General features: G+C 54.3%; 20 protein-coding genes, 2 tRNA genes and 1 pseudogene. All 23 read left to right on the top strand.

Going from position 1 to position 26,937, the window contains the following annotated elements; translation table 11 throughout:
- Positions 1 to 101 precede the first annotated feature (101 nt).
- The 23 genes and pseudogenes from aceA (at position 102) to QEP11_RS18575 (ending at position 26,273) form a co-directional block, all read left to right on the top strand.
- Positions 102 to 1,433, top strand: a complete 1,332-nt coding sequence (gene aceA / locus QEP11_RS18685; RefSeq protein ID WP_284338149.1) for an isocitrate lyase — start codon at positions 102 to 104, stop codon at positions 1,431 to 1,433.
- A 316-nt stretch (positions 1,434 to 1,749) separates the two neighbouring features.
- A complete protein-coding gene (gene thrS, locus QEP11_RS18680) occupies positions 1,750 to 3,669 on the top strand; it encodes a threonine--tRNA ligase (protein ID WP_284338148.1) in 1,920 nt (639 codons plus the stop codon).
- 76 nt (positions 3,670 to 3,745) lie between these two features.
- Positions 3,746 to 4,360, top strand: a complete 615-nt coding sequence (gene infC / locus QEP11_RS18675) for a translation initiation factor IF-3 (RefSeq protein ID WP_284338147.1) — start codon at positions 3,746 to 3,748, stop codon at positions 4,358 to 4,360.
- 170 nt (positions 4,361 to 4,530) lie between these two features.
- Positions 4,531 to 4,734 carry a 50S ribosomal protein L35 gene (rpmI, locus tag QEP11_RS18670; RefSeq protein ID WP_158390970.1) on the top strand — a complete coding sequence of 68 codons (204 nt, stop codon included), beginning with the start codon at positions 4,531 to 4,533 and terminating at the stop codon, positions 4,732 to 4,734.
- Between the two features lie 26 nt (positions 4,735 to 4,760).
- Positions 4,761 to 5,120 carry a 50S ribosomal protein L20 gene (rplT, locus tag QEP11_RS18665; RefSeq protein WP_003053572.1) on the top strand — a complete coding sequence of 120 codons (360 nt, stop codon included), beginning with the start codon at positions 4,761 to 4,763 and terminating at the stop codon, positions 5,118 to 5,120.
- 112 nt (positions 5,121 to 5,232) lie between these two features.
- Positions 5,233 to 6,285 carry a phenylalanine--tRNA ligase subunit alpha gene (gene pheS, locus QEP11_RS18660; RefSeq protein ID WP_284338146.1) on the top strand — a complete coding sequence of 351 codons (1,053 nt, stop codon included), beginning with the start codon at positions 5,233 to 5,235 and terminating at the stop codon, positions 6,283 to 6,285.
- 136 nt (positions 6,286 to 6,421) lie between these two features.
- Positions 6,422 to 8,878: a phenylalanine--tRNA ligase subunit beta gene (pheT, locus tag QEP11_RS18655; RefSeq protein ID WP_284338145.1), complete on the top strand. Its 2,457-nt coding sequence runs from the start codon at positions 6,422 to 6,424 to the stop codon at positions 8,876 to 8,878.
- A gap of 8 nt (positions 8,879 to 8,886) precedes the next feature.
- A complete protein-coding gene (locus QEP11_RS18650; RefSeq protein WP_413788755.1) occupies positions 8,887 to 9,213 on the top strand; it encodes an integration host factor subunit alpha in 327 nt (108 codons plus the stop codon).
- A 102-nt stretch (positions 9,214 to 9,315) separates the two neighbouring features.
- Positions 9,316 to 9,392 (top strand) — tRNA-Pro (locus QEP11_RS18645).
- Between the two features lie 102 nt (positions 9,393 to 9,494).
- Positions 9,495 to 9,571: transfer RNA gene (locus QEP11_RS18640), tRNA-Pro, on the top strand.
- Positions 9,572 to 9,959: 388 nt separating this feature from the next.
- Complete coding sequence (locus tag QEP11_RS18635) at positions 9,960 to 11,408, top strand: undecaprenyl-phosphate glucose phosphotransferase (protein WP_284338144.1); 1,449 nt, start codon at positions 9,960 to 9,962, stop codon at positions 11,406 to 11,408.
- Positions 11,408 to 12,877 carry a mannose-1-phosphate guanylyltransferase/mannose-6-phosphate isomerase gene (locus tag QEP11_RS18630; protein WP_284338143.1) on the top strand — a complete coding sequence of 490 codons (1,470 nt, stop codon included), beginning with the start codon at positions 11,408 to 11,410 and terminating at the stop codon, positions 12,875 to 12,877. Before QEP11_RS18635 ends, QEP11_RS18630 begins: the two co-directional genes overlap by 1 nt.
- The gene (locus QEP11_RS18625) at positions 12,874 to 13,788 is read left to right on the top strand and encodes a glycosyltransferase family 2 protein (RefSeq protein ID WP_284338142.1); all 915 of its coding nucleotides are present in this window, start codon (positions 12,874 to 12,876) and stop codon (positions 13,786 to 13,788) included. Before QEP11_RS18630 ends, QEP11_RS18625 begins: the two co-directional genes overlap by 4 nt.
- Before the next feature lie 3 nt (positions 13,789 to 13,791).
- Complete coding sequence (locus tag QEP11_RS18620) at positions 13,792 to 14,616, top strand: polysaccharide biosynthesis/export family protein (protein ID WP_284338141.1); 825 nt, start codon at positions 13,792 to 13,794, stop codon at positions 14,614 to 14,616.
- On the top strand, positions 14,613 to 16,595 hold the full coding sequence (locus QEP11_RS18615; RefSeq protein WP_284338140.1) for a GumC family protein: 1,983 nt from the start codon (positions 14,613 to 14,615) through the stop codon (positions 16,593 to 16,595). Before QEP11_RS18620 ends, QEP11_RS18615 begins: the two co-directional genes overlap by 4 nt.
- A 149-nt stretch (positions 16,596 to 16,744) precedes the next feature.
- Positions 16,745 to 17,773 (top strand): glycosyltransferase, encoded by a 1,029-nt coding sequence (locus QEP11_RS18610; protein WP_284338139.1) that lies wholly within the window; start codon positions 16,745 to 16,747, stop codon positions 17,771 to 17,773.
- A 1-nt stretch (position 17,774) separates the two neighbouring features.
- On the top strand, positions 17,775 to 19,097 hold the full coding sequence (locus QEP11_RS18605) for a cellulase family glycosylhydrolase (protein ID WP_284338138.1): 1,323 nt from the start codon (positions 17,775 to 17,777) through the stop codon (positions 19,095 to 19,097).
- Positions 19,098 to 19,104: 7 nt separating this feature from the next.
- Positions 19,105 to 20,325, top strand: coding sequence for a glycosyltransferase family 4 protein (locus QEP11_RS18600; RefSeq protein WP_284338137.1), 1,221 nt, complete (start codon positions 19,105 to 19,107; stop codon positions 20,323 to 20,325).
- On the top strand, positions 20,316 to 21,422 hold the full coding sequence (locus QEP11_RS18595; protein WP_284338136.1) for a glycosyltransferase family 4 protein: 1,107 nt from the start codon (positions 20,316 to 20,318) through the stop codon (positions 21,420 to 21,422). The genes QEP11_RS18600 and QEP11_RS18595 overlap by 10 nt, the downstream gene beginning before the upstream one ends.
- A complete protein-coding gene (locus QEP11_RS18590) occupies positions 21,419 to 22,828 on the top strand; it encodes an O-antigen ligase family protein (RefSeq protein WP_284338135.1) in 1,410 nt (469 codons plus the stop codon). The genes QEP11_RS18595 and QEP11_RS18590 overlap by 4 nt, the downstream gene beginning before the upstream one ends.
- Complete coding sequence (locus tag QEP11_RS18585; RefSeq protein ID WP_284338134.1) at positions 22,825 to 23,646, top strand: acyltransferase; 822 nt, start codon at positions 22,825 to 22,827, stop codon at positions 23,644 to 23,646. The genes QEP11_RS18590 and QEP11_RS18585 overlap by 4 nt, the downstream gene beginning before the upstream one ends.
- Positions 23,647 to 23,656: 10 nt before the next feature.
- Complete coding sequence (locus QEP11_RS18580) at positions 23,657 to 25,084, top strand: lipid II flippase MurJ (protein ID WP_284338133.1); 1,428 nt, start codon at positions 23,657 to 23,659, stop codon at positions 25,082 to 25,084.
- 103 nt (positions 25,085 to 25,187) lie between these two features.
- A pseudogene (locus QEP11_RS18575) lies at positions 25,188 to 26,273 on the top strand (IS3 family transposase).
- Positions 26,274 to 26,937 lie beyond the last annotated feature (664 nt).

The raw sequence follows: 26,937 nt of genomic DNA, 5'->3' as shown, positions 1-26,937 counted from the left end.
GAGCTTGTTTAACTCTTCTATAAGACTTAAATTTGTCTCCAAGCCGCAAACAAAACGGCAGCAGAGTTTCAAACCTTGTCTTACTTTGAATGGAGAGCGACATGCCCGAATCCTTGAATCAACAACTCAGCCGTGAACAGCAAATTGCCGCCTTGGAAAAGGATTGGGCACAGAACCCTCGCTGGAAGGGGGTGAGGCGCGGTTACAGTGCAGCAGATGTGGTGCGCTTGCGTGGCAGCCTGCGTCCCGAATACACACTGGCCCAGCGTGGCGCCGAAAAGCTGTGGGAAAAGATCAATGGTGGTGCCAAGAAGGGCTATGTGAACGCGTTTGGCGCCATTTCTGCGGGGCAGGCCATGCAACAGGCCAAAGCGGGCCTGGAGGCTGTGTATCTGTCTGGATGGCAAGTCGCTGCCGACGGTAACACCTCGGAGACTATGTACCCCGATCAGTCCTTGTATGCCTATGACTCGGTGCCAACCATGGTGCGCCGTATCAACAATACTTTTACACGTGCCGACGAGATCCAGTGGGCGCGTGGCACCAATCCCGGTGACAAAGACTTTATCGACTACTTCTTGCCGATCGTGGCTGATGCGGAAGCGGGCTTCGGCGGTGTGCTCAACGCTTTTGAGTTGATGAAGAACATGATTGCCGCAGGTGCTGCTGGTGTGCACTTTGAAGACCAGCTGGCAGCTGTGAAAAAGTGTGGCCACATGGGCGGCAAGGTGCTGGTGCCAACCCGTGAAGCTGTTGAAAAACTGATTGCGGCCCGTTTTGCTGCTGATGTGATGGGTGTTCCCACCATTGTGCTGGCTCGAACGGATGCTGAAGCAGCCAACCTGATCACCAGCAACCACGATGCCAATGACCAGGCTTTCCTGACCGGAGAGCGTACGCAAGAAGGGTTCTATCGCGTCAAGAACGGTCTGGAGCAGGCCATCAGCCGCGGTATTGCCTATGCGCCATATGCCGATTTGGTGTGGTGCGAGACGGGTACCCCTGATATTGGTTTTGCTCGTGAATTTGCTCAGGCGGTGCTCAAAGAGTGCCCAGGCAAGCTGCTCTCATACAACTGCTCGCCTTCGTTTAACTGGAAGAAGAACCTGTCGGACAGTCAGATAGCATCCTTCCAGGAAGATCTGTCTGCTTTGGGATACAAGTTCCAGTTCATTACCCTGGCTGGCATTCACAGCAACTGGTACAACACCTTCAAGTTCGCTCACGAATACGCACAAGGCGAAGGCATGAAGCACTATGTGGAGATGATTCAAGAGCCTGAATTTGCTGCTCGTGAAAAGGGCTATACCTTTGTGTCACACCAGCAAGAAGTGGGGGCTGGCTATTTTGATGACGTGACGACAGTGATCCAAGGCGGGTCGTCCTCGGTGAAGGCCTTAGCTGGTTCTACCGAAGAAGAGCAGTTTCACTGATAGGGTGACACTGCGCATGTGAAGAGGGCATGCACAGTGTCAAATTTTGACTTGGCATTGCCCGTAGCTCTAGCGCTACGGGCTTTTTTGTGTGTAGAGCGTTAAAATGCCCGTAGAGCTAACCAACAAGAGCGAGAAAGGCATTCTGGTTATGACACCGCGAACGACGAACACGGAGATGTTGCACAGCCAGTAAGGTTGTGAGTTCGCGCCTGCCCGGAGTTGTTGTTTCCTAGAAAGCGCGGACAAGTTCCGCGCTTTGCTTTTTCCACAGCTTGCGCGCTCCTGTTACATACAAAGATAGCTAAGGAATTCCATGTTAAAGATCACACTTCCCGATGGTTCGCAACGCGAATTTGAAGGCCCGGTAACTGTCATGCAAGTGGCTGCTGCTATTGGTCCTGGTTTGGCCAAAAACACTGTTGCAGGCAAGATCAATGGCCGCTTGGTGGATGCGTGCGAGCCGATCGAGCAGGATGCCAAGCTGCAAATCATCACTCCCAAGGATCAGGAAGGTGTAGAGATCATTCGTCACTCTTGTGCGCACTTGGTGGGCCACGCTGTCAAGCAGTTGTATCCCAGCGCAAAGATGGTGATTGGCCCTGTGATTGATGAGGGCTTTTACTACGATATTTCTTACGAGCGCCCCTTTACGCCCGAGGACATGGCTGCCATTGAAGCGCGCATGAAAGAGCTGATTGCGCAAGACTACGATGTCATCAAAAAAATGACGCCGCGCGATGAAGTCATCAAAGTGTTCAAAGAGCGCGGTGAAGACTACAAGTTGCGTCTGGTGGAAGACATGCCTGAAGAAAAGGCGATGGGCTTGTACTATCACCAGGAATATGTGGACATGTGCCGTGGCCCTCACGTGCCAAACACTCGATTCCTGAAGGTCTTCAAGCTGACCAAGCTGGCTGGAGCGTACTGGCGTGGTGATGCCAAAAACGAGCAGCTGCAGCGTATCTATGGCACTGCCTGGGCCGACAAGAAAGATCTGCAGGCATACATCACACGCATTGAAGAGGCGGAAAAGCGCGATCATCGCCGCCTTGGCCGTGAGCTGGACCTGTATCACATCGACGAGTGTTCTCCGGGGACCGTGTTCTGGCACCCCAAGGGCTGGCGCGTGTGGCAGGAGGTTGAGCAGTACATGCGCCGCGTCTATCGCGAAAATGGCTACGACGAAGTTAAGGCGCCCCAGATCCTGGACAAAACCTTGTGGGAAAAGACCGGCCACTGGGACAAGTATCGTGACAACATGTTCGTGACCGAGTCGGAAAAGCGTGATTACGCTTTGAAGCCCATGAACTGCCCGGGCCACATTCTGATTTTCAAGCAGGGTGTGAAGAGCTACCGTGATCTGCCGCTGCGCTATGGTGAGTTCGGCCAATGCCACCGTAATGAGCCCACGGGTGGTCTGCACGGCATCATGCGTGTACGTGGCTTTACTCAGGATGATGGTCACATTTTCTGTACTGAAGACCAGATTCAGCAAGAAGTGCTGAACTTCAATCAGCTGGTGCAAAAGGTCTATGCTGACTTTGGCTTTACCGACATCATCTACAAGGTGGCAACCCGTCCTGATGCACGCATTGGTTCCGACGAAATCTGGGACAAGGCCGAAAAGGCGTTGTTTGATGCATTGAAGGCATCGGGCTGCGAATACCAGATTGCCGTGGGTGATGGCGCTTTCTACGGCCCCAAGATTGAATACACCTTGAAGGATGCATTGGGTCGTCAGTGGCAGTGTGGGACCATTCAGGTGGACTTCTCCATGCCTGAGCGTCTGGATGCAGAGTATGTGGGTGAAGACGGCAATCGTCATCGCCCAGTGATGTTGCACCGAGCGATCGTGGGTTCTCTGGAGCGCTTCATCGGCATCCTGGTTGAGCAATTTGCTGGCGCACTGCCCGTGTGGCTGGCTCCAGAACAAGTGGCGGTGCTCAATATCACGGATGCGCAGGCCGATTACGTGAAGGAAGTTGTGGCAAAGGTGCAAAAAGCATTGCCTCATCAAAGCCTTAAGGTGGTGTCTGACCTGCGCAACGAAAAGATCACGTATAAAATACGCGAGCATGCATTGCAGAAGCTGCCTTATATCCTCGTCGCAGGTGACAAGGAAAAAGCGGTTGGCACCGTCGCTGTGCGTGCCCGAGGAAACAAAGACTTGGGCGTGATGTCGGTGGAAGCGTTCATCGAATTGCTGACCAACGATATCAACAACAAAGTCTGATGCAGTAAGCGCGGTTAGGCCGCGCTTGTCTCATCAATGCAAGCAGCTACGCTTTTCGTAGCGATTTGAATTTAGGGTGAAAGCCATAGCTACAGAATTTCGTGACCGTCGCCACCGCGAGGAACGCAAACACCGTTTGAACCGTGAAATCATGGCGCCAGAAGTGCGTCTGTCCGGTCCTGAGAATGAGCCTATCGGCATTGTTTCGTTGCAAGAAGCACTGCGTATGGCTGGTGATTTGGACGTTGATTTGGTGGAAATTGCCGCCACTGCAAACCCTCCTGTTTGCCGCTTGATGGACTACGGTAAGTTCAAGTATCAAGAGCAAAAGAAGGCAGCAGAAGCCAAGGCCAAGCAAACCGTTATCGATATCAAGGAGGTGAAATTCCGTCCTGGAACTGATGATGGCGACTACAACATCAAGCTGCGTAATATTCGACGCTTCTTGGCTGATGGCGACAAGGTGAAAGTCACTTTGCGCTTCCGCGGTCGTGAAATTACGCACCAGCAACTGGGTCTTGATTTGCTCAATCGTCTGCGTGATGAACTGGCGGACTCCATCCAGGTGGAGCAGTTTCCCAAGCTGGAAGGCCGTCAAATGGTTATGATGATTGCCCCAGCGCGCAAAAAACCTGTGGCTGGCAATGCCAAGCCTGCAGCAGAAAACGCACAAAGCAGCAACGCAGCCTAAGCTGGGTTAGAATTTTAGGAGACCTGCCTGAAAGGGCAGGTCTCTGTTTTGCAACTTGCAAGAGTTGCTAAAACGCTGGTGCAAACCGGCACTAAGAAGTGTCTCGGGGCCTACAAGTTGGGGCAGGGTTGCCGCAACGCCTCACGAGCACAATAAACAGGAGCATTCACATGCCCAAAATGAAAACCAAGAGCAGCGCGAAGAAGCGTTTTCGCGTTCGTCCAGGTGGTACCGTCAAACGCGGTCAAGCCTTCAAGCGTCACATCTTGACCAAGAAGACCACGAAGAATAAGCGTCACCTACGTGGCATTACCTCCGTGCATGAAGGCGATATGGGCTCCATCGCAAAGATGTTGCCTTCCGCTGGCCTGTAATTCACTGACGAACAAGGAGAAAACACATGCCTCGCGTCAAACGTGGTGTAACGGCCCGTGCCCGTCACAAAAAAGTTCTGAATCTTGCTAAGGGTTTCCGCGGTCGCCGCGGTAACGTCTTCCGCGTCGCCAAGCAGGCGGTGATGAAGGCCGGTCAATACGCCTACCGTGACCGTCGTACCAAGAAGCGTGTATTCCGTCAGCTGTGGATCGCTCGTATCAACGCTGCTGCACGTGAACTGGGCCTGACATACAGCCAATTCGCCAACGGCCTGAAGAAGGCTGCTATCGAGATCGACCGCAAGATGCTGGCCGATATCGCTGTGCACGACAAGGCTGCTTTTGCAGCAATCGTTGACCAAGTGAAGGCCAAGCTGGCTGCTTAAGTTAACGGTGTGTAGCTACTATTTAGGTAGCTTCTAGCGCACAAACGGCAAGGGCTAGAGCTTGAAAAGGCACTAGCCCTTGTTTATTTTTTAAAGTCGATAAAGAGTCGATATGAACGAGTTGGATTCTCTGGTCGAAAGCGCGCAACAACTGTTTGCGCAGGCCCAAACCCCCGCAGATCTGGAAAATGCCAAAGCGCAGTTTCTGGGCAAGTCGGGCAAGATGACCGAGCTCATGAAGGGCATGGCGCAGCTTTCCGTCGAAGAGAAAAAATCGCGCGGTGCCGCCATCAACGTGGCCAAGCAGGCCATTGAAGCGGCCTTGACCGCTCGCCGCAAGGCCTTGGCCGATGCGGAGCTGCAGGCCCATCTGAAAGCTGAAGTGCTGGATGTGACCTTGCCTGGTCGTCGTCGTGGCACTGGTGGTTTGCACCCAGTCTCCATCACGCTGGAGCGCATCGAGGGCATTTTTGGCTCCATGGGCTTTGATGTGGCAGAAGGCCCGGAGATTGAGTCCGACTGGTTCAACTTCACAGCGCTGAATACGCCTGAAGATCACCCCGCACGTTCGATGCACGATACCTTCTATGTAGAAGGCGGCACTGAACACGCTCCCAACCTGTTGCGCACGCACACCAGTCCTATGCAGGTGCGTCACGCAGTGCAGCACGTGAAAAAATACCGCAATGCGATCGATGCAGGCCAAGGTATGCCTGAGATCCGCGTTATTGCGCCCGGTCGTACCTATCGTGTGGACTCGGATGCAACCCACTCGCCCATGTTCCACCAGTGTGAAGGCCTGTGGATTGGTGAGAATGTCAGCTTCAAAGACTTGAAAGTGGTGTTTACCGACTTTTGCAAGACCTTCTTTGAGCAGGATGATCTGGTGCTGCGTTTCCGTCCCAGCTTCTTCCCGTTTACCGAGCCATCGGCTGAAGTCGACATCCAGTTTCAAAGCGGTCCTCTGGCGGGAAAGTGGCTGGAAGTTGCAGGCTCGGGTCAGGTGCACCCCAACGTGGTGCGTAACATGGGCCTTGACCCTGAAAAATACATTGGCTTTGCCTTTGGCATGGGGCCGGATCGCTTGACCATGCTGCGTTATGGCGTGAACGATTTGCGCCTGTTCTTCGATGGCGACATTCGTTTCTTGTCGCAATTCCAGTAAGCCGCAAAGAGCGTGTCGCGCGCAGAATAAGTCATGCAAGCGCGCCCGCACCTTTTTGTAAGTACGAATGCTCGACCAGTGACTGCCTCGGTAGATGACAAGAGGGCGCTGGCAAGAACGCCAAAGAGTTTGAACTATGCAATTTCCTGAATCCTGGTTGCGCCAATATTGCAACCCCAATCTGACCACTCAGCAGTTGGCCGACACCTTGACCATGGCCGGCCTGGAAGTGGAAGAGCTGGAGCCTGTGGCACCCGCCTTTTCCGGCATTGTGGTTGGTGAAATCAAAGAAGCCGCTCAACACCCCGATGCAGATCGCCTGCGCGTGTGCCAGGTAGACGTGGGCGCTCCTGAGTTGCTGAATATTGTCTGTGGCGCGCCGAATGCGCGTGTGGGTATCAAGATTCCTTGCGCCATGGTGGGCGCTGAGCTACCCCCGGGGCCCGATGGCAAACCGTTCAAGATCAAGGTCGGCAAGCTGCGTGGAGTGCAAAGCTATGGCATGTTGTGCTCGGCCAAGGAGCTGGGCATTGACGAAGACGCAAGTGGCTTGCTGGAGTTGCCGCTTGATGCGCCTTTGGGGCAGAGCATTCGTGAATATCTGAACCTTGATGACACGCTGTTCACACTGAAGCTGACCCCGAATCTGGCTCACTGCCTGAGCGTGTACGGAATTGCGCGTGAACTGTCAGCTTTGACTGGTGCGCCATTGCAAGCCATCGACTATCCGCAAGCGGCTGTGACCTCGCAGGATAGGTTGGCTGTGAAAATTGAAGCCACAGATTTGTGTGGGCGTTTCACGGGTCGCATTGTGCGCAATGTGAACACACAGGTGAAAACACCTCAATGGATGGTGGACCGCTTGGCACGCTGTGGCCAGCGTTCGGTTTCCCCCTTGGTGGATATCTCGAACTATGTGATGTTTGAGCTGGGTCGCCCCAGCCACATTTTTGATCTGGACAAGATCAGCGGTGGCCTGACCGTGCGTTGGGGCAAAGAGGGCGAAACCCTCAAGCTGCTCAATGGCAACACGGTGAAGTTTGATGGCTTTACCAAGGTAGGTGTGATTGCCGATGACAAGCAGGTGGAGTCTCTGGCTGGCATCATGGGCGGTGATGCCACTGCTGTGTCCGACGATACCAAGAACATCTACATTGAAGCAGCGTTCTGGTTTCCCAAGGCTGTGGCGGGTCGCTCTCGTCACTTCAATTTCTCCACGGATGCAGGTCACCGCTTTGAGCGTGGCGTGGATCCCGCGTTCACCGTTGAGCACATTGAGCGCATCACCCAGTTGGTGCAGGAGATTTGCGGTACGGCGGAGACGCAAGTGTGCGCCATGGACGACCAGCAACCCAATATGCCTGCTGCCAAGCCTGTGCAACTGCGTGTAGCCCGTGCTGCCAAGGTGATCGGTATGCCCGTGACCCAGCAGCAATGTCTGGATGCGTTGAACGGCTTGGGCTTGCCTGCTGAAGTTGTTCAAGAAGGTGTGATCAGCGTGACTGCGCCCACTTTCCGCTTTGACATCAATCTGGAAGAAGATCTGATTGAAGAAGTTGCACGCATGATCGGCTATGAACATCTGCCGACAAGCAAGCCCTTGGCTCCTATCTCGCCCAAGCTGCGTGCTGAAAACAAGCGCAGTCCTTTCGCGGTGCGCCGTGAGTTGGCCGCATTGGGCTATCAGGAAACCATCAATTTCTCGTTTGTAGAAACCAAGTGGGAAGAGGAACTGGCTGGCAATACCAATCCTATCAAGCTGCTTAACCCCATTGCCAGCCAGTTGAGCGTCATGCGCTCAAGCTTGATTGGCTCGCTGATGCAGGTCTTGAAGTTCAATGTGGATCGTAAGGCGGCGCGCGTGCGAGTGTTCGAGTTAGGGCGGGTCTTTCTGCGGGATGACAGCGTGGTCGAGTCTGACACCACGGTGAAGGGCTTTAACCAGCCGATGCGTGTAGCAGGTCTGGCCTATGGCGCAGCCAGTGCTCAGCAATGGGGCGTGGCGGAGTCCAAGGTTGACTTCTACGACGTCAAGGGTGATGTTGAAGCGCTGCTGGCTCCTTTGAAGCCCGTCTTTGAAGCGGCAGAGCATCCCGCGATGCATCCTGGTCGCTGTGCGCGTGTCGTGCTCAATGGCAAGGCCATTGGCTTTGTGGGCGAGTTGCACCCCAAATGGCGCCAAAGCTGGGACTTGACTTCCGCTCCCGTGCTGTTTGAGTTGGAGCTGGATGCCGTGCTGGCGCGCGAAGTGCCCAACTTCCAGCCCGTCTCCAAGCATCAAGTGGTGGAGCGTGATATTGCCGTGGTCGTCAAGGAAAGTGTGACCCACGCTCAAGTGCTGCAAGCGATTGCAGCGGGTGTTCAAAACGGTGTGTTGCGTAATGCAGTATTGTTTGACGTGTTCCGTCCAAAGAAACTCAAGCAAGGAGAAGAGGCTGTCGCTGGCAGTTTGGCGCAAGATGAGAAGAGTCTGGCGGTGCGTTTGACATTGGGGCGTGACGATGCTGCGTTGAGCGACGTGGAAATTGACGCAGCGATGCAGGGCGCGATTGCTGCCTTGCAAGAGCAAGTGATGGCGCGCTTGCGCAGCTAAGGAAAGACATGGAAGCGAGCAAAGTTTTGATGGGCAGCGAATTGGATGCTGTGGGCGCTTTGACGAAAGCCCAGCTGGCTGACCTGTTGTTTGATCAACTGGGTGTGAGCAAGCGTGAGGCCAAAGACATGGTCGATGCTTACTTTGACCTGATTGCTGGCAGCTTGGTGCAGGGTGAAGAGGTCAAGCTCTCAGGTTTTGGCAACTTTCAGGTGCGAACCAAGGCACCTCGTCCGGGGCGCAACCCGCGCACGGGTGAATTGATCCCTATCGAGGCTCGCCGTGTGGTGACTTTCCACGCCAGCACCAAGCTCAAGGAGCAAATTCAAGCCTGATACAGAGCTGAGCTCTTGATTACAAAGGATCTGGTTTTTTTCATGGATTGCAGCATCTAGTTTGCATTAGGTGCTACAAAAAATGGATTACAATCGTGGCTTCGGCGTGTAGCGCAGCCTGGTAGCGCACTTGCATGGGGTGCAAGGGGTCGCGAGTTCGAATCCCGCCACGCCGACCAGATTTATCGATCATAGACCTGATATTTCTCGGGTTCATGTACTTTCAAGATGTCCTCCACATTTTGAAAAGTGGGTTGAATCCACGATATACTCTAAAGCTTCGGCGTGTAGCGCAGCCTGGTAGCGCACTTGCATGGGGTGCAAGGGGTCGCGAGTTCGAATCCCGCCACGCCGACCAAAAGACAAGCCTTCTGATTTTCAGTCAGAAGGCTTTTTCTTTGTCTAGTGCTCAGGTGCGACGCTAATTTCGTCATGCATCATCAATATTGCAGCACTGTTGATCGGGTGACTAGGTCTATCCGACAGATTTTTCCAGGCCTGGGTGCTGCTTCCGGCGCTTTCTAAAGATTTGAAAACTCTTAACGCTTTTTCACGATATGTGCAGGAAGGGGGGTGAGCTAGTAAAGCAGATGGCTAGGGTTTCTGTCTATGTTTTTCCAGATTAACGGGTACATTAACAATAAACATTGCTTCAATAGATTGACTCTATGATGCAGATAGTTAAAAATAATGATCCGGATCTTTTCGTTTAGGAAGTTTCGGGGCTCGCTTAACCTGTCAAGCAATTGAATTCCGAAATCTCTATCTTCCGCCGCAGTGGTCCAGCCAAGACTTGGCATGCGGGCTTTATACAGGGCTTTCTGGCTGTCTCTCGTCTAATGCACGGGTTGATGGCGATTGCTCCGGCTTTGGTAATACTCTTTACGGCAGAGAGCGTTCCAGCGGAGATGCGCTACAACATGCTTTGGTTGTTGATCTTCTTTGCCGCACTGACTGTGGTCATGTTTCAGGCCCAAGGCATTTATGGCGATGAAATTTTCAGCAATTTATGGCATTTGCGGCGCATGGGGACTGCGTGGGCGTCAGCATTTTGCTTGCTGCTCTTCATGTACCAAGCACTGCATTTGTTGCCATATCTGAGCCTGAGACAGTTGGGCTTCTGGTTTTTTTGCAGTTTCTTGCTCTTTGGCATACAGCGCATGCTGGTATTGCGGATGTATCGACACTGGATGCGCAAGGGGATGTATTTGCAGCGAACGGTGATTGTCGGGTGTACCTATGGGGGTGTTCAACTGTCAGAAAGTTTGCTGCGCAGTCCAGACATCCGCTCAGAGTTGATCGGTTTCATCGATGAGCGTACAGCCGACCGTGTGTACAAAGGTTTTCGCACATTGCCGCTGCTGGGAAATATGCAGGCGCTTGAGCAACTCATACGTTCTGAGTCGGTGAATCAGGTGCTGATTGCGCTGCCCTGGTCTGCCGCAGAAAGAATTGCATCGATTGTGCGTCGTTTGAACCAGTTTCCAGTTGAGGTTTTGGTTGTGCCAGATCTGGGAGCCTCTCGGCATGTACATCGTATTGTCAAGATCGCTGGTATTCCAATGTTGAGTGCTTCGCAGTTGCCACTGCGTGGATGGTCTCCCATGGTCAAGCGCGCCGAGGATCTTGTGCTGGCTGGACTGGCGCTGTTGTTGACTGCTCCTGTGATGTTGTTGGTAGCAATGGCCATCAAGCTGGATTCGCCGGGTCCGGTATTTTTTAAACAGCGTCGATACGGCTATAACAACCGCTTGATTGGTGTCTACAAGTTCCGATCAATGTATGCCGATCAGTCGGATGCTGACGCGCAGCGACAGACCGTACGCGGTGATCCTCGAGTCACGCGAGTGGGGCATTTCATCCGTCGCACAAGTCTGGACGAGTTGCCACAGTTGCTGAATGTGCTGGGAGGCTCAATGTCCATGGTAGGGCCACGACCTCATGCCACGGCCACCAAAGCAGCGGGCATTTTGTTTGAAGAAGCTGTGCAAAGTTATGCATCGCGTCATCGCGTCAAACCGGGCATCACTGGCTGGGCGCAGATCAACGGCTACCGTGGCGAAACCGATACGTTACACAAGATTCGCCGGCGCGTGGATTACGACCTTGAATACATCGCCAAATGGTCGGTGTGGTTCGATCTCTATATCTTGGTGCGTACTCTGCCCGCACTTTTTTCCAAGGAGGTGTATTGATGACTGGCACTGCCGTTCCCCTGATTCCCTGCATAGTGTCCGGCGGTGCAGGCATGCGGCTTTGGCCGCTGTCGCGTGAGGCTGAACCCAAGCCCTTCATCAAGCTGGCTGATGGGCAAAGTCTGCTGCAAAAAACATTATTGCGAGCCCTTGCTCAGTCAGGCATGGAGCGCGTGTTGACGGTCACCAATCGTGAGTTGCTGTTTCGCACCTTGGATGACTATCGTGCTGTTGGACCTCAAGGGTTGGTATTGGACTTTTTGCTGGAGCCCATGGGACGCAACACAGCTGCTGCAATTGCGTCAGCCGCTTTGCATGTGCAGGAACAATTCGGTGATTCAGCTCTGTTGCTCGTATTGCCTGCAGATCACCTAGTCAAGGATGCCCAAGCTTTTGCGGCAGCCGTTCAAAGCGCCTGCGAGTTGGCTTCAATGGGGCAACTGGTAACTTTTGGCATACAACCCGATCGCGCAGAAACTGGCTTTGGATACATTGAACTGGGTGATGCATTGAACCCGGGGTTTCGTGCTGTGCGCTTTGTTGAAAAGCCTGATGCTGCGACTGCACAGAAATATGTTGATGGTGGACGACATTTATGGAATGCTGGCATGTTCTGCTTTCAGGCGGGAACCATTCTGGACCAACTGCAGCTGCACGCGCCAGCGGTGTTGGCTGCCAGCCAGGCGGCATTAAACAATGGAAGTCGGCTGGAGAATGCGCAGGGCTGTCAACGAGAATTGGATTCTGCGGCCTTTAGCCGGTCACCTGACATTTCTATTGATCACGCTTTGATGGAGAAGTCTGACAGGGTTGCTGTTGTGCCATGCGATATTGGTTGGAACGACATAGGCTCCTGGGAGGCATTGAGATCCCTGACACCTGCAGACAGCAACGGCAATCAGGTCCATGGTGATTGTGTACTTCATGATGTGCACGACTGTTATATCGATGCTCCACGCCGTACTGTAGGTGTGGTCGGTGTACAGAATTTGGTGATTGTAGATACTCCCGATGCACTGTTGGTTGCCGATGCGCGGCGCACTCAAGATGTACGCTTCATTGCACAAACGCTCAAGCAGCGTGATGATGCGACCTATCGCCAGCACAGGTCAGTGAATCGCCCATGGGGGGTCTACACTGTGCTCGAGGATGCAGAGCGCTTCAAGATCAAGCGAATCGTCGTACACCCCAAAGCAGCGCTGTCTCTGCAGATGCATCATCACCGCAGCGAACACTGGGTAGTGGTCAGCGGCACAGCCAGTGTCACCAATGGTGAACGAGAGTTTTTGCTGCATACCAATGAGTCCACCTTCATTCCTGCCGGACACCGTCACCGACTGCGCAACCCTGGCTTGATTGATCTGGTAATGATTGAAGTCCAAAGCGGTGAATATCTGGGTGAGGATGACATCGTGCGTTTCGATGACGTTTATGGTCGATCCACGCCCGAGCCGCAGGAGGTGCTGTGACGCGTACAGCACTGATTATTCCTACCCGGAATGCGGCTCCGTTTTTGGACAAGCTGTTACCAGCACTGGCCATGCAGCGGCTACAGCCCACGGAGTTTCTGGTCGTTGACAGCAACTCCAGTGATGGCACTGTTGATCGCATGCGAGCTGCGGGAGCACGTGTCGAAGTACTGGGGGCACGTCGTTTTAACCATGGCGGCACGCGCCGCTGGGCAAGTACTCTGGTACAGGCAGAAACGCTCATTGTGATGACCCAGGATGCAATCCCGGCGGATGCTGACAGCTTTGCCCATCTGGTTGATGAATTGCATGCAGAAGCCGACATTGGAGTGGCTTATGGAAGACAGTTGCCACATTTGGGTGCCGGCTTGCTTGGTGCGCAGGCACGGCGGTTCAATTATCCGGAGCAGGGACAGACCAAGCGTCTGACGGATGCGCCACGACTGGGTATCAAAACCTGCTTTAGCTCAGACTCGTTTGCGGCATATCGGCGCACGGCGCTTGAAGCCGTTGGCGGATTTCCTGAGGATGTTATTGGCAGCGAAGACGCGTATGTGGCTGCGCGTATGTTGCTGGCTGGTCATGCGGTGCGCTATGCAGCGAGTGCCCGGGTTTTTCATTCGCATGACTATCGGTTGGTGGAGGAATTCCGTCGTTATTTCGATATAGGCAGCTTTTACGGTAGTGAGCCATGGATCGCAGATGCTTTTGGGCAAGCAGGTGGTGAAGGGCGCCGTTTTGTAGTTGCGGAACTGCGCGCACTGGAAAAAGCAGGTGCTCTTCATCGTGTGCCTGAGGTGCTGTTGCGTAGTGCGTTGAAGCTATTGGGCTACCGCATGGGCTATCACGGTAAATCGCTGCCGCCTTGGGTCAAGCGCCATCTCAGCATGTTCTCGGCTTATTGGAACTGATCTATGCCTTCTTTGCCCTTTCCTTTGATTTCGCGTTTGCGTGGGTGTGCTTGTGCTGGTTTGATTGCAGCGTTGCTGAGCGCATGCTCAACGCCAGCCCATATTGCACTGCCCGATGCTGACTTGCTGAAGCTGCGCCATGCAGAGGTCTACAGTCTTGCAGATTTGCCCGCTCCAGAGGTTCTGGTCCAGCCCGGTGATAGTCTGCGTATCGTTCGAGATGCGCAAGAGCCCGCAGAGAAGGATGACATGACACTTTTTCTTGTCCGTCCTGATGGATTGATCTCGATGCCCATGGTGGGTTTGGTACATGTGGCAGGACGCACGCCGCAGCAAGTGCAGCAAGAAATCACTACGCGCAATGCGCGCATATATCGCGAACCGCAGGTGACGGTAAATATTGCGATTGCACCCAGCAACCGTGTGTTTATTGGCGGGGCGGTTCCTAACCCAGCGTTCTTCAATCTCTCCGGGACGGTGACCATTGAGCAGGCGTTGCTGTCATCGGGCGGAGTACTCCCTTCGGCCGATAGCCACAATGTGGCGCTGATGCGGTTGGGCGCAGATCTGCGCTACAAGCTGTACTTCTTTGATTTGGCCGCCATGCTGCAGAGCACAGACAGGCCAACGGTAGCGCTTCAGCGCGGCGACCTGATTTTTGTGCCCACCTCTGGCATTGGTCGCACGGTAGAAGCGATTGATATGTACTTCACTAAGTTGATCCCCATTAACAAAGGTATTGGGCTGGGCTTTAACTATGACCTACGCGGTCAAGACATATCCAACAGTGGCAACACCAACAACTATTTCAATGGGGCCAGACCGTGATCGATATTCGCTCATTGCGTGATCTCTTGCGCCTATTTTTTATTTTTCAGCGCGAATTCCGTTGGGCTGTACTGGTGACGGTAATGGTGGCAGTGCTGGGCGCGTTCTTGCTGCCTGCACGTTACGAATCCAATGCGCGTTTGCTGGTCAAGCCGGACCGCCAGAGTACAACGTTGCCCATTGAGGCTCAGAATCGCCAGACTCTAGTTGCGCCAAGCACCCAGCGTGACCCGATTGTCGACGAAGAAAAGCTGCTCACTGGTCGCCCGATCGTGCACCAGGTGGCACAACGTTATCTGGCTGAAATTGCTGCCCAGCAGCCGACAGGCTTCTGGAAGACCGTGAAGCACCATGTCAAGCGTGCCGTTGGAGCTACATTGAATGGTGTGCGTAGTGTGCTGCAGGTACTGGGCATTGTGGAGCCGCAAACCGATGAACAGCGTCTGGCCCGCAAGCTTGAGAAAAGCTTCCAGGCCAGTCATGAAGCGGGCTCTGCCGTTATTGAGATGCGCTTTGTGTGGGATGACCCTGTGGTTGCGCAAAAAGTGCTGAATACCTGGGTGGAGGTGTATTTAGCTGAACGTGCCCGTGTGCTCGGACGCACCAGCTTGCACGGCTTCTACCAAGGTGAGATGGACAAGACGGCGCACCGTATCCGCAGTCTTAAAGAACAATTGCAGGAAGGATTACAGGATATAGATTCCATTAGTGCCAAAGCGCGGCTGGAGAATCTGACCAATCAGATTGACCGGCTGACCGATGCCCGGGTCACGGCGCAGAATGAACGAACAGGTTTGGCGAGCTTGGCCGGTGGTGCACGACAGCAAATTCGCAATCAACCGGCAGAAGTGGTGACGGATCGTGAAATCAGCCTTAACCCGACGCAGCTGGATCTGAAGCGTCAGCTCAATGCGTTGCAGGTGGAGCGCACAAGGCTGCTACGGACCTATACAGATGAAGCACCGCCGGTACGCCTCATTGAGCAGGACATCCGCAACGTCGAGGCTTTGGTCAAGCAGGAGAAGGAACGGCTGGAACGATCTCAAAATCTTGCCCCTAATGCGTTGGTGAGCAATGCGCGCCAACAACTGATGGATGCGGAGTTGAGACAGCAGCAACTGGCTGCGCAGATTGGGGACTACGACCGAGAGCTACAGGCCCTGCGCAAGGAGCGTGACCGTGTACTCCGCGATGAACCAGAGCTCAACCGGCTGCAGCTTGAACTGGAAACTGCAGAAAAGAGCTATGCCCTCTACGCTGAAAATTTGGAGAAGGCGCGTATTGACCATGCTTTGGACAGCAGCCAGATCAGCAATATTGCGCAGATCGAAGAAGCCACACTGAACGCTGCTCGCGTTTTTCCCAAGAGCCTGATGATTTTGCTGGCTGCGTTTCCTGCAGCGATTGGCGTTGGATTGCTGGTCATCTATATCTGCTATTTGCTCGACCAGCGCATTCATGACGGTGCACGCATTCAGCAGCGTTTTGGTGTGCCGCTGTGGGCAAGCATCCCTGATAGCGACGGTGTAGACCGTCATGCACTGATTGCCAGTGTTTATCGTTTGTATGGACTGCTACCGCTGGAACGCATTCGCTCAGAGGGTGTTGCTCTGGCCTTGACCTCGGCTCGTTCTGGCGAGGGAGTGAATTTCATCATGGACCAATTGGAACCACTTCTGAAGGAAAACGGCTTTGTGGTGCGTCGCGGAGGGGATGCGTCAGCAGCACCCGGTGAACTGGTATTGCTCGATGTCTCGGCGTTGCTCAGCAATCAAGACGCGTTCTTGGTTTTACGTCGTGCCGATTTGATTGTTTTGGTCGTACAGGCGCGTACCAGTACGGTACCAATGGTGGAAAACGCCTTGTCGCTGTTGCTCACGGCCTTTAAAAAAGTGGATGGCATCATCTTGAATCGTCGCCGGTTTGAAGTTCCAGCACGGCTGATGAATATCCTTCAGCGTTGGCGGAGTGTGCAGTGATGCGGATAGCACTATTGGCACCACTGCCGCCAGAGCAGACCGGCATCGCGGACTATGCTGCACATTTTCGGGCAGCACTGACGGAACACGGAGTTGTGGTGGAAACGCCTTTGCTCGGCTGTCATGATGCAAAGGAGCGCTGTGAGCGAATGCGCACAATCGAATGGCGTAATTTTTCTCTGGTTCACGCAGAACTGGGGGGAGGGCGAACGGGCGAGTTCCAAGCTTTACGCCATTTACAGCAATACTTTCCGGCATTGCCTCTGACGGCTACAGTGCATGACCCTGAACGTCTAGTCTGGCGCCGAGCGCAACTGCCGTGGCTGTTGCGTCCTGCAGAGCACCTGCCATCGCCATTTCCACAGGCAGCAGCACTTCTGGCGGATCCGTGGACATTGCGTGAAGAACGCAGCCTAGCACGGGGAGTGCGTCGACTTGTGACACTGACCGAGTTGGGCGGCCAGCGCTTGAAGCAGCGCATGCATCTTCGTCCGGAGCAGTTGACGGTAATACCGCACGGCAATCTCACCTTGGCGCAGCAGCCATTGCCGCCATTGCAACCTTTGCGCCTGCTGTATTTCGGTTTCATTTACAGAGGCAAAGGAATTGAAAATCTCTTGGATGCGCTGGCGCAGGTCCTGCAAGCACAGCCCGATCTGAGTGACAAGGTGCGCTTGACGCTGGCAGGAGGAACAGCGCCTGATATGGCTTTCCAGGGCCATGGCAATTACCTGGACCAATTGCGTCAGCGTGTCGCTGAACGTGGTTTGAGTGATATGGTGGACTGGCTGCCAGATCTGCCTGCTGCAGAGATTGCTGCAACTATCCAGTCGCATCATGTGATGGTGCTGCCGTACAGAGAGTCACGCAAATTGGCCTGGTTAGGGGAAATGCGTGGTACCAGTGGTGCACTGTCCTGGGCCAATGCCTGTGGGCGTGGTGTGATCACGTCGGACGCACGAGCCTTTGGCGAGGAAGTCATCAGTGGCAATGGGACAACATATGCCCAGGGAGATGTGGCTGCGCTGGCTGCAGCTATTGCACAGTTGCTGCAAAAGCCTGCGCTAGCGCAACAGTGGGCCACTCGAGCTCAGTCCATCGGACAAGCGCGTGGCTGGACGCAGATCGCCGGACGCTTTGCGGCCATGTTCCGTCAGGTCATCGAGGAAGGGCGCTGACATGCAACGTCGCAGCTTTCACCAAATCATCGCTGCGGCCTGGCTGGGGGCAGGAGGATGCACGCTTGCGGCTTCTTCTCCTTCCTCGGCCAGGTTACTAAGGCCGCAGAGGACCGTGCACTGGAAGGATTTCTTAGGTGTGAATGCCCATCTTTTGTGGTTCACCTCCGACCAGTATCAACAGCAGCTTCAGTCGTGGAAGGACTTGGGGCTGGAATGGCTGCGTGTGGATTTGCACTGGGATCGGCTGGAGCCTGAGGCCCAGCAGTATCGATTGAGCGAGCTGGATGCGTTGGTCCAGGTCCTGAAGACCAAACAACTGAAATCGGTGTTTTACTTGGTCGGCTCGGCGCCATTTGCAACCACTGCACCTCGCGTTTCAAAGACTCCTGATCAATATCCGCCGCGTGAGCCCGAGGTCTTCGCTGAACGCATGGTTTTGCTGGCGCGTCGTTATCCCAGTATCAATGCATGGCAAGTATGGAATGAACCCAATCTTCCGTCTTTTTGGCGACCTTGGGCTCACCCCGAGCAATATGGCAAGTTGTTGCAGGCCTCAGTACGTGCGTTGCGTCAGGCGGTCCCTGGCAAGACGGTGGTCATGGGAGGGATGGCTTATTACAGCCAGATGCCCGGGCGTGGTGGGCTGATGCTGGAGGCTCTGGGCAAGATGGGGGTGGTGAAACTCGACACCGTGGTGGCATACCACCCGTACTCACTGCACCCAGAAGGAGATGTACCACGTGACAGTGACTTTGTATTGCGTGCGCAGCAACTTAACCGCACGCTGCGGACTGCGGGTGTGCGACGAATCTGGGCCACAGAATGGGGGTGGTCCAGTTATGCGGGCCCCAAAGAAGAGCAGGAAATCATTGGCGAGCACGGGCAGGCAGATTATCTGCTGCGCCGATTGGCATTGATGAGTGCGCTGGACTTTGACAGGGTCTTCTTGTTCGCTTTGTCCGATTTGGACGGCCGAGCCACGGTTCGCGATCGCAGCTATGGGTTGTTGGATCTGCAAGGACAGCCCAAACCCGTATACATGGCTTTACAACGTTTCCTGCAAATCACTGGTCCCGCGCTGACACCCGCCGAATTGCCGGCAATGGAGGGCGTAACGCATGACCTGCATGCCATTGCTTGGCAACGTGAGGATGGTCGACAGCTTCTGATGTTCTGGGGGGCTCACGCTGGACAACTTCGGTTTCCTGGCTTGCTTCAAGCAGTCCTGCATCAGCCATTGGATGGTTCACAGCGTGAATGGCATGACGAAAAAGGGTTGCAGTTACCCGTGTTGCCCAGCTTGCAGATCTTGATTTGGTGAAAAGTACATGAAGGTTCTGTGGATTCTTCCTTATCTGCCATGGCCAACCAGCAGTGGTGGCAAAACGCGCCAGTACCACCTCTTGCGCAACCTGAGTGCACGAGGCCATCGCATCACCTTGCTGGTTCAGTCCAAGCAAGCATTGGATGCACAAACATGCCAGGCACTGGAGCCTATGCTTGAGCGCCTGATTGTTTTACCCAGGCGCGCGTTGAGGCATCCTCAAACATTGGCTGCAGCGCTGTGTGCTCCCTGGCCCTTGCTGGCCACTGTCAATGGCCTGGCCCCCGCGTTGAGTGATCGGTTTGAAGCTCTCCTGCAAGAGCGATGGGATATTGTGCAGATTGAGCATAGCTACAGCTTTCAGCCTTATGCAGAGGGGCTGAGGAAGTGCTCTCAGCCATTTGTGCTGACCGAGCACAATCTGGAATCCAGCTTGGGTGGGGCGACCTATGGACGTTTCCCTCGGTGGGCTTGGCCATTTGTGAAGTGGGATCAGTGGCGCTGTAGACGCTGGGAGCGGCAGGTGTTCAATGCGGCGCAGCGCGTGATTGCCGTTACAGAGGCAGACGCGGAGCGTATGCGTGCATTAACTCGCACGCCGGTGGATGTGGTCGTCAATGGGGTGGACTGCCAAGCCTTTGCTGAGGTGCATCCGGCGCCAGCTTCCAAACGCGTGCTGTTTGTGGGGAACTACGAATATGCACCGAATGTTGATGCAGTGCAGTGGTTGTTGGATGAAGTAGCTCCTCAACTGTGGCGGCAACAGCCCGAGGCCAAACTAGCAATTGCGGGACATGCGTTGCCTGCCTCCTGGGCAGAGCGCTGGCCGGATGAGCGCATTGAGTGGCATGGATTCGTTTCCGATTTGAGGGTGTTGCAACGCCAATGTGCAGCATTTGTGGCCCCTTTGCGGCATGGAGGTGGTTCTAAACTCAAGGTGTTGGAAGCCCTGGCAGGAGGGCTTCCACTCGTGAGCACGAGCCAAGGTGTTTCGGGGTTGGACATTTTTTCCCGAGAGCATTATTTGCTTGGAGAAGATGCCCGGTCGATCGCTGGTGCACTGGATGAATTACTGCGTTCACCGCAGAAGGCAGCCCAGTTCGGTGAGGCGGGGCGCCAGTACGTATGCCTTAACCATGATTGGGAGAGAGTAGCTCAAGCGCTGGAGCAGGTCTACCGTCAGGCCCAGTCAATGACGGTGGATGTGGAGGCGACATGCGCATAGGTCTTGACTACCGTCCTGCAATGGTGGCGCCAAAATCAGGAATTGCACGCCAGGTCTTCGCGCTGGAGCAAGCCCTGCGCGCTGAAGAAGGGGCTGAGCTGCTATTGTTCGGGGAAGCCCCTCTGGATGCACCTGAGCGTCAGCATGTTCAATGCCCTCCCTGGGGAGGTGCTTTGCAAGGCGTGCAGCGCCCGCAAAGACGCTGGGCGTTTGAACGGCGTTTTTTGCCGCGAGCATTGCGCCAGCATGACATCATACTATATATAGCAACAGCCAATATGGGGTTGCCGATTGCACACAAGCCGGCAGGCGTGCGGCATGTGCTTTTACTCCATGATCTTTTCCAGCTCACGGAGCGCAATGCCCACCGATTATGGCTGCAGGCAATGGCCTACCGGGGCATCGACACGCTGTCGATTGCCTGGTCGCTGTGGCGCGCAGACCAGGTGTGGTGCCCCTCTTTGTTCACATGTCGTGAAGTGGCGCGGCGTTTTCCGTGGGCAGTACAACGTCTGCGCCTGTTGCCGAATCAAGTTGAGTCCTTTGTTCTGGAAGAGGCCGGCATATCACCATCAGACGTGCCGCAACGCTACTGGCTGCTGGTAGGTACGCGGGAACCACGCAAAAACATTGTGCTTTTCTTGGAGAGTTGGCACAAAGCGCGTTTGTCCTCTGAGAGGGTGCCTGAGTTGGTGCTGGTAGGGCACCCCTCGGATGTACCTGCAGAGCTGGCATCATTGCCCGGAGTGCATTGGAGGCAGGGACTCAGCGATGCACAATTGCATCAGCTGTATGCCCATGCATTGTGTTTGTGGCAACCATCGTTTGCGGAAGGTTTTGGTCTGCCTGTGATTGAGGCTTGCCATGCTGGTACACCGGTGATTGTCGCCAGCGGCTCTGCCCTTGACGAAGTCGCTCCCGGACAAGCGCCACGATTTCCGCCACATGATCCTGCAGCGCTGTTGCAATGCATGTTGCGTTATGCAGTCCAGGACTATCCACTGTCAGCAGGTCAGTTGATGCAGTGGGCGCAGCGCTTCAACGCCGAGGCTTACCGTGAGCGCCTTCGTCATTTGCTGCTGGAGATGCGTGCATGATGCCCGCAGGCATACTGGTTGCCGTTGTTTCCGGTCTTGCGTTCGGTGCTCTTTTATGGGTGTTGCCAGGTGGCAGTGTGGCTGTGCTGCTGGCAGGTGCAGCACTGGCACTCACATTGCTGCGACGTCCTCTGTGGGGGTTGCTGCTGTTTGCGGTGCTGGCAACTAGTATTCCGTACACGACGGTGAATCTTGGGGTACGCACAACGTTGAGCGAAGCCATGTTGGCATTGACTTGGTGCGGTCTGCTGTGTCAGGCGCCATTTGTTCAGCAGGGTTTGGTCACGCCATGGCGGGTACCTGAGCGAATAATGTGCGCGCTGATGCTATTTAGCTGCGTTCCCTTGGTGGCTGGCATGCTGATGGTCAATGCCGAAGGAGCTGGATTATCCAATTGGTTGCGATGGCTCAGCAATCTTTCACCATTGCTGCTGGTGCCGCTATTGCTGCGCGGCGCGCAAGAGCGCGACCAATTGGTGGTTGCATTGCTACTGGGCAACTTGCTGATGTTGCTGCTGTCTGTCGGTATGTTCCTCAAGGACCGCAATGCGATGAGCATGATCCCGCTGCTTGCTGACTTACGCTACGCCCACCCAGAGGCTGTAAAGGATATTTTCTCCGCCAACTATCAGCGCATGGCTTCTCCATGGGTCCATCCCAATCTCACGGGTGGTGTGCTGGCTTTGTTCATCCCGCTGGCCTTGTTTTATGGCTGGACACAGCGGGGGTGGCGGCGGCTGCTGGGTTTGGGGGTGGCGCTGCTGGGGTGTGCTGGGTTGCTATTCAGTATTTCCCGTGGTGCTATTTTGGCCCTGGCATTGGTGTTGCTTTGGTTGAGTTTTCGCCGTGTACCGTATAGCGGCCGCATCCTGGGTCTGGGAATGGCTTTGGCAGTTGCCTTGGTATTGTTTTATCCCCCCTTGCAGGAGCGTTTGGCCACCATGTTTTCTTCGACCAACGCCAGTACTGAGATCCGTTTTGACGAATACGCGCGTTTCCCAGAGGCTATGTCGCGTTATCCGTTGGGAATCGGCTTCAAGACCGATCCGCCAGTTCCAGGGAGTGGGTTGTTGGGGATCTCCAATCTGTGGCTGAACTTTATTTACAAGATAGGTGTGCCCGGAATGCTGTTATTCGTAGCCATCACGGTCGCATGGTGGCGTGAGGTCCGACCATTGGGAGCTGTGCGTCGTGTGACAGCTGACAACGCGATTTGGCTGGGATGTACAGCGGGAGTTTTGGCCGCATTGCTCACGGGCTTGTTTGATCACTATTTCAGTTTTACCCCGGTGCTAGTGGCCCTGTTCTGGTTGCTGTTGGGGATGTCCTTGCAGCAGGTGCGTCTGGACCCAACGGCCACAGTAGGCAAGTTTGTCGAGCCCCGTGAAACGAAGGAGCAACCATGAAACACCGCATTTATCACTCCAACGACCTGCGAGAACGTGTCCCGGAACTTGCCGATGTGTTGCATGTGTCTCCAGAGTCGTTGCTGGAGGCCTTGGAGTGGTGCCTGGCGAACGACGTTATTTTTGAAGAAGGCGAAGGCTTAGGGCGGAGTTACTCTATCTGTTCAGTAGACATCACACCACGTATTTCGCATCCTTTGGGACGGCGTTTGTATGAGTTCCTTAAACAGGAAATACCGACACAGCTTGTTCCCTTGTATGGTCTGAACTGGAGGACCTTGAAAGACCGCAGCCTTCGAGTATGGGAGCAGTTGTACAACATGTTCGTCAACAAGATTCCCAGTCATCATGTGCGTCTGGCTTGGTTGCGTCTGGGAGGCGCGCGCATAGGTAAAGGCTCCAGTATCTGGCGCAATACGGAAGTGCTGGGCATTGAGAACCTGCGCATCGGAGACGACAGTGTGATTGGCTGGCACTGTCAGGTAGATGCACGGGCAGGCTTGACCATCGGAGATCATGTGGCGATAGCCTCGCACGTGTTGATAATTGCCGGTAGTCACGATCTGACTGCACCTGAATTCTGGTCGGTCTCAGCACCCATCTACATTGATGACTATGCCTGGATTGCCAGCCGTGCATTGATTGGGCATGGAGCACACATCGGGCGTGGTGCTGTTGTGACGGCCAACACCATAGTGTCCAAGGCTGTTCCTCCATACAAAATCATTGGAGGCAGCGGTGCTAGAGCCATTGGTGAGAGGCCCCATGATTTGAACTACAAGGTGGGCGGCAAGGGGCTGTTCACTTTCTTGCACTGAGTGTCTTGGAATGGGAGGCAAGACGCTGTGGCTGACGCTGGTCACACTGGCAGGTCTCGCCGCAGGCTTTGCGCGCGAGTGGTTGTTGGTAGCCGCTTGGGGTGGTGGAGGGCAAAGTGATGCATTTGTCCTGGCGCTGTTTGTGCCCGAAGCTGTACGCATGACGCTGGCTGGTGGATTGCTGGCGTCAGCAGCTCTGCCGATTTTTCGTGCCCTCGATGCCATAGGCAGGCGTCAGTGGCTGTCCATGCTTGTACCGCAAATGCTGCTGATTGCATTGGCAATGACTGCGGTACTAGGGGTGGGGGCGTCGCAATGGGCGGCATTGCTGGGATCTGGGTTGTCACCGGAAGGGCGTGTACAGGTCGCAGCCAATTTGCAATGGCTTGCCTGGTGTTTACCAGGCTTTGTCATTCATGCACTGTTAGCAATCCCTTTGCAAGCGCATGACAGATATGTTTTGGCTGGTCTTGGTTCGTTGCTATTCAACCTTCCTCCAACGTTTTATTTGGCGTGGAGTGGAGCTGCTGCCAGTGACGAGAATCTGGCAGCCAGTTGCGTGCTTGGCAGTTCTTTGATGTGGCTTCCATTGCTTGTAGCCACCTGGACCCAGGGCTGGCGTCCCTGGAACATTAGTGCCAGACCAGAAGCATTAAGAGAACTCTGTGCCCGGTTATGGCCACTGTTAGGTAGTAATTTGGCCAGCCACGGACTCGCACTAATGGAGCGGATGATTGCGAGCTTGCTCGGCGAAGGTGTTTTGACTTGGGTGAACTTGGCACGCAAATTAGTCAATCTGCCCTTGGTGGCTCTGATGAGCCTGAATCAGGTTTTGCTGGGTCTGATGAGTGCTAAGCAAGGAGGGCAACGTTTGGCAATATTGCAGCAAGGTATTGCCATTACCTCCGTGCTGAGCCTGCCTGCTGCAGTAGCCATGGCAGGGGCTGCGCCTGCTTTGGTATATTGGCTGTTACCAGCTTCGAGCAGTACGGGGCCTCTACCAATGTTGTTGACCTGGTTTGCTCTTCCATTGGTTTTTGGTGCGTGGAACGCCATGTTGGCACGTTACGCCTATGCTGGAGGAGATACGCGCTTGCCGTTGCGGTGCGAATTGACGGGTAGTTTGGCTAATGCCTTGCTCCTTCTAGCGTTACCATTTTTGTATGGAGCAGCAGGTATCGCATTAGCGGCTTGGGGGGGGGCAGTACTTACGGGCTGGTTGCTGATGCGCCAAATGCGATTACGGCATGCGCTGCCCTGGAGACAGCAATGGGGTTTGAGTTTGGTGATGCTGGCTCTCGCACGATTACTGCTATTTCCTGTGCCATCGCCGCTGCTGCAATTGTTGCTTACTTCATTGTGCAGTGCTGTGCTGTTGGCTTGGCTACTGTTTTGGCTGCGGCCATGGAAGGTTGTATTACCTTCAGCGAGTGAGTGAGAGCTGTGCTCAAGGCAAGAGGTGACTAGTACAAACAGGGCAGGCCACAGGGTAATCCCCCCGCAAAATCAGCATCTTGAGAAGTAGAGACCTCGCAAGGAGAATCTCTACTACGAAGAAGTCACGTTTTACAGACAGCCAAATCATCAATGCAATCAAGCGTGCAGAGGCTGGCTTGGCAGTGCCAGAGCTATGTGGAGAACTTGGCATTAGCGCAGCGACGTTCTACAAGTGGTGTGCCAAATTCGGTGGCATGGATGCATCCCTGATGGCCCGGATGAAGGAACTGAAAGAAGAGAGCCACCGGCTGCGCAAGATGTACATCGAAGAAAAAATCAAAGCCGAGGTGGTGGCTGAGGCGCTTGCAAAAAAGTCGTGAACCCATCTCGCAGACGCGAGATGGCAGAACTTGCAGTTGCACAGTGAGGGCTGAACATTTGCCTAGCTTGCCAAGCGTTTCAAATCAGCCAAGCCTGCTAACAGTACAAGGCAAAGCGCTGTATCGAGGCCGATGAGATTGCGCAGTGGCTGCTACGCCTGACGGACAACAAGCGCAATTGGGACTTGGGTTCGTGCTTCCTGTATTTACGCACCGTCAGAGGCTTCCAATGGAACCACAAGCGGGTGTGCCGCATTCACAGGCAGTTTACGCATTCGGCCAGGAAAGCGCTTAGACCGTGCCAAACCTGAACCACTGACAGTGCCTGCCAGCAGGGATGTTGTGTGGTCGATGGATTTTATGCATGACAAGCTTGAAGAGGGGAGCAGTATCCGGCTGCTCAACGTTATTGACGACTTCAACCGTGAAGCTTTGGGCATTGATGTGGACTTCTCATTGCCCTCACAGCGCATGATTCGGCTGTTGGAGCAAATCATGCAGTGGCGTGGGCAAGCCACAAGTCATTCGCTGTGACAATGGTCCTGAATACATCAGCGCAACACTGCAAAACTGGGCGAGTGAAAAAGGCATCCGATTGGAATACATCCAGCCTGGCAAGTCTCAGCAAAATGCCTAGGTGGAGCGCTTTAATAGAACTGTTCGCTATGAATAGCTGTCGCAATACCATTGGCGCAATCTTGATGAAGTTCGAGATTACTCCACGCAATGGATGTGGTGATATAACCATGAACGCCCAAATCTGGCATTGGGCGGCATCGCCCCAAATGGCGGTTGACCATGGCCGCATAGCTCTACTTCTCAGAGCGATGGTTTAAGGGGGAATTACCGTTTGCCTTGGCGAACTTGTGGATGGTCCGTGGCCGTTTGCTAGAAAACAGCCAATCCAAGCCTGTTGTGGGTGCTTAAAAAGCAAGATACCCGCGAAACGCGGGCATCTTGAGTGCCAGAGGCAAGCGAACATCACGCTTGTTAAAGCTCTATCACTCTCGAAATCGAGTTATACAGAGGGTTCCTAGACCTGTTGCGTGTCACCCAGATATATGCCTAAAAAGCCTGCTCATCCGAAAGTGCAGTTTATCGTTCTGAGCGTATCTGCTTGCACCATTGTTTTTGTTTTTTACTTCAGGCTGACCTCTTAGGTGTTGGAGCCAGCCAGAAGTTTGAACGCGCAAGGGGGGGGGCTAGGAATTTTGCAAAATATCCCAATTGTTTCGTAATATTCTCTGATAGGGATACGAAGGCAGAGGTCTACCAGGTAATTCAGTTCGGCATCCAATCAATGAAAGCAGGCCGTTGGCAATGGCTGGGGTGTAAAGGTGCGAGAATATCTAATCAGATTGGAGTGACTTTAGGCAGCAATCCAGTCTTGATTCGAACAACACACCAAGCAAGAGGATATCGGATGGGCTGTGGGTACTTATACAAAAAGCCCAAAGCATTAGCTTTGGGCTTT

It is taken from the genome of Comamonas halotolerans (assembly GCF_030162935.1).
Lineage (GTDB): Bacteria > Pseudomonadota > Gammaproteobacteria > Burkholderiales > Burkholderiaceae_C > Comamonas > Comamonas halotolerans.
This window is presented reverse-complemented; position numbering and strand designations above follow the sequence as displayed.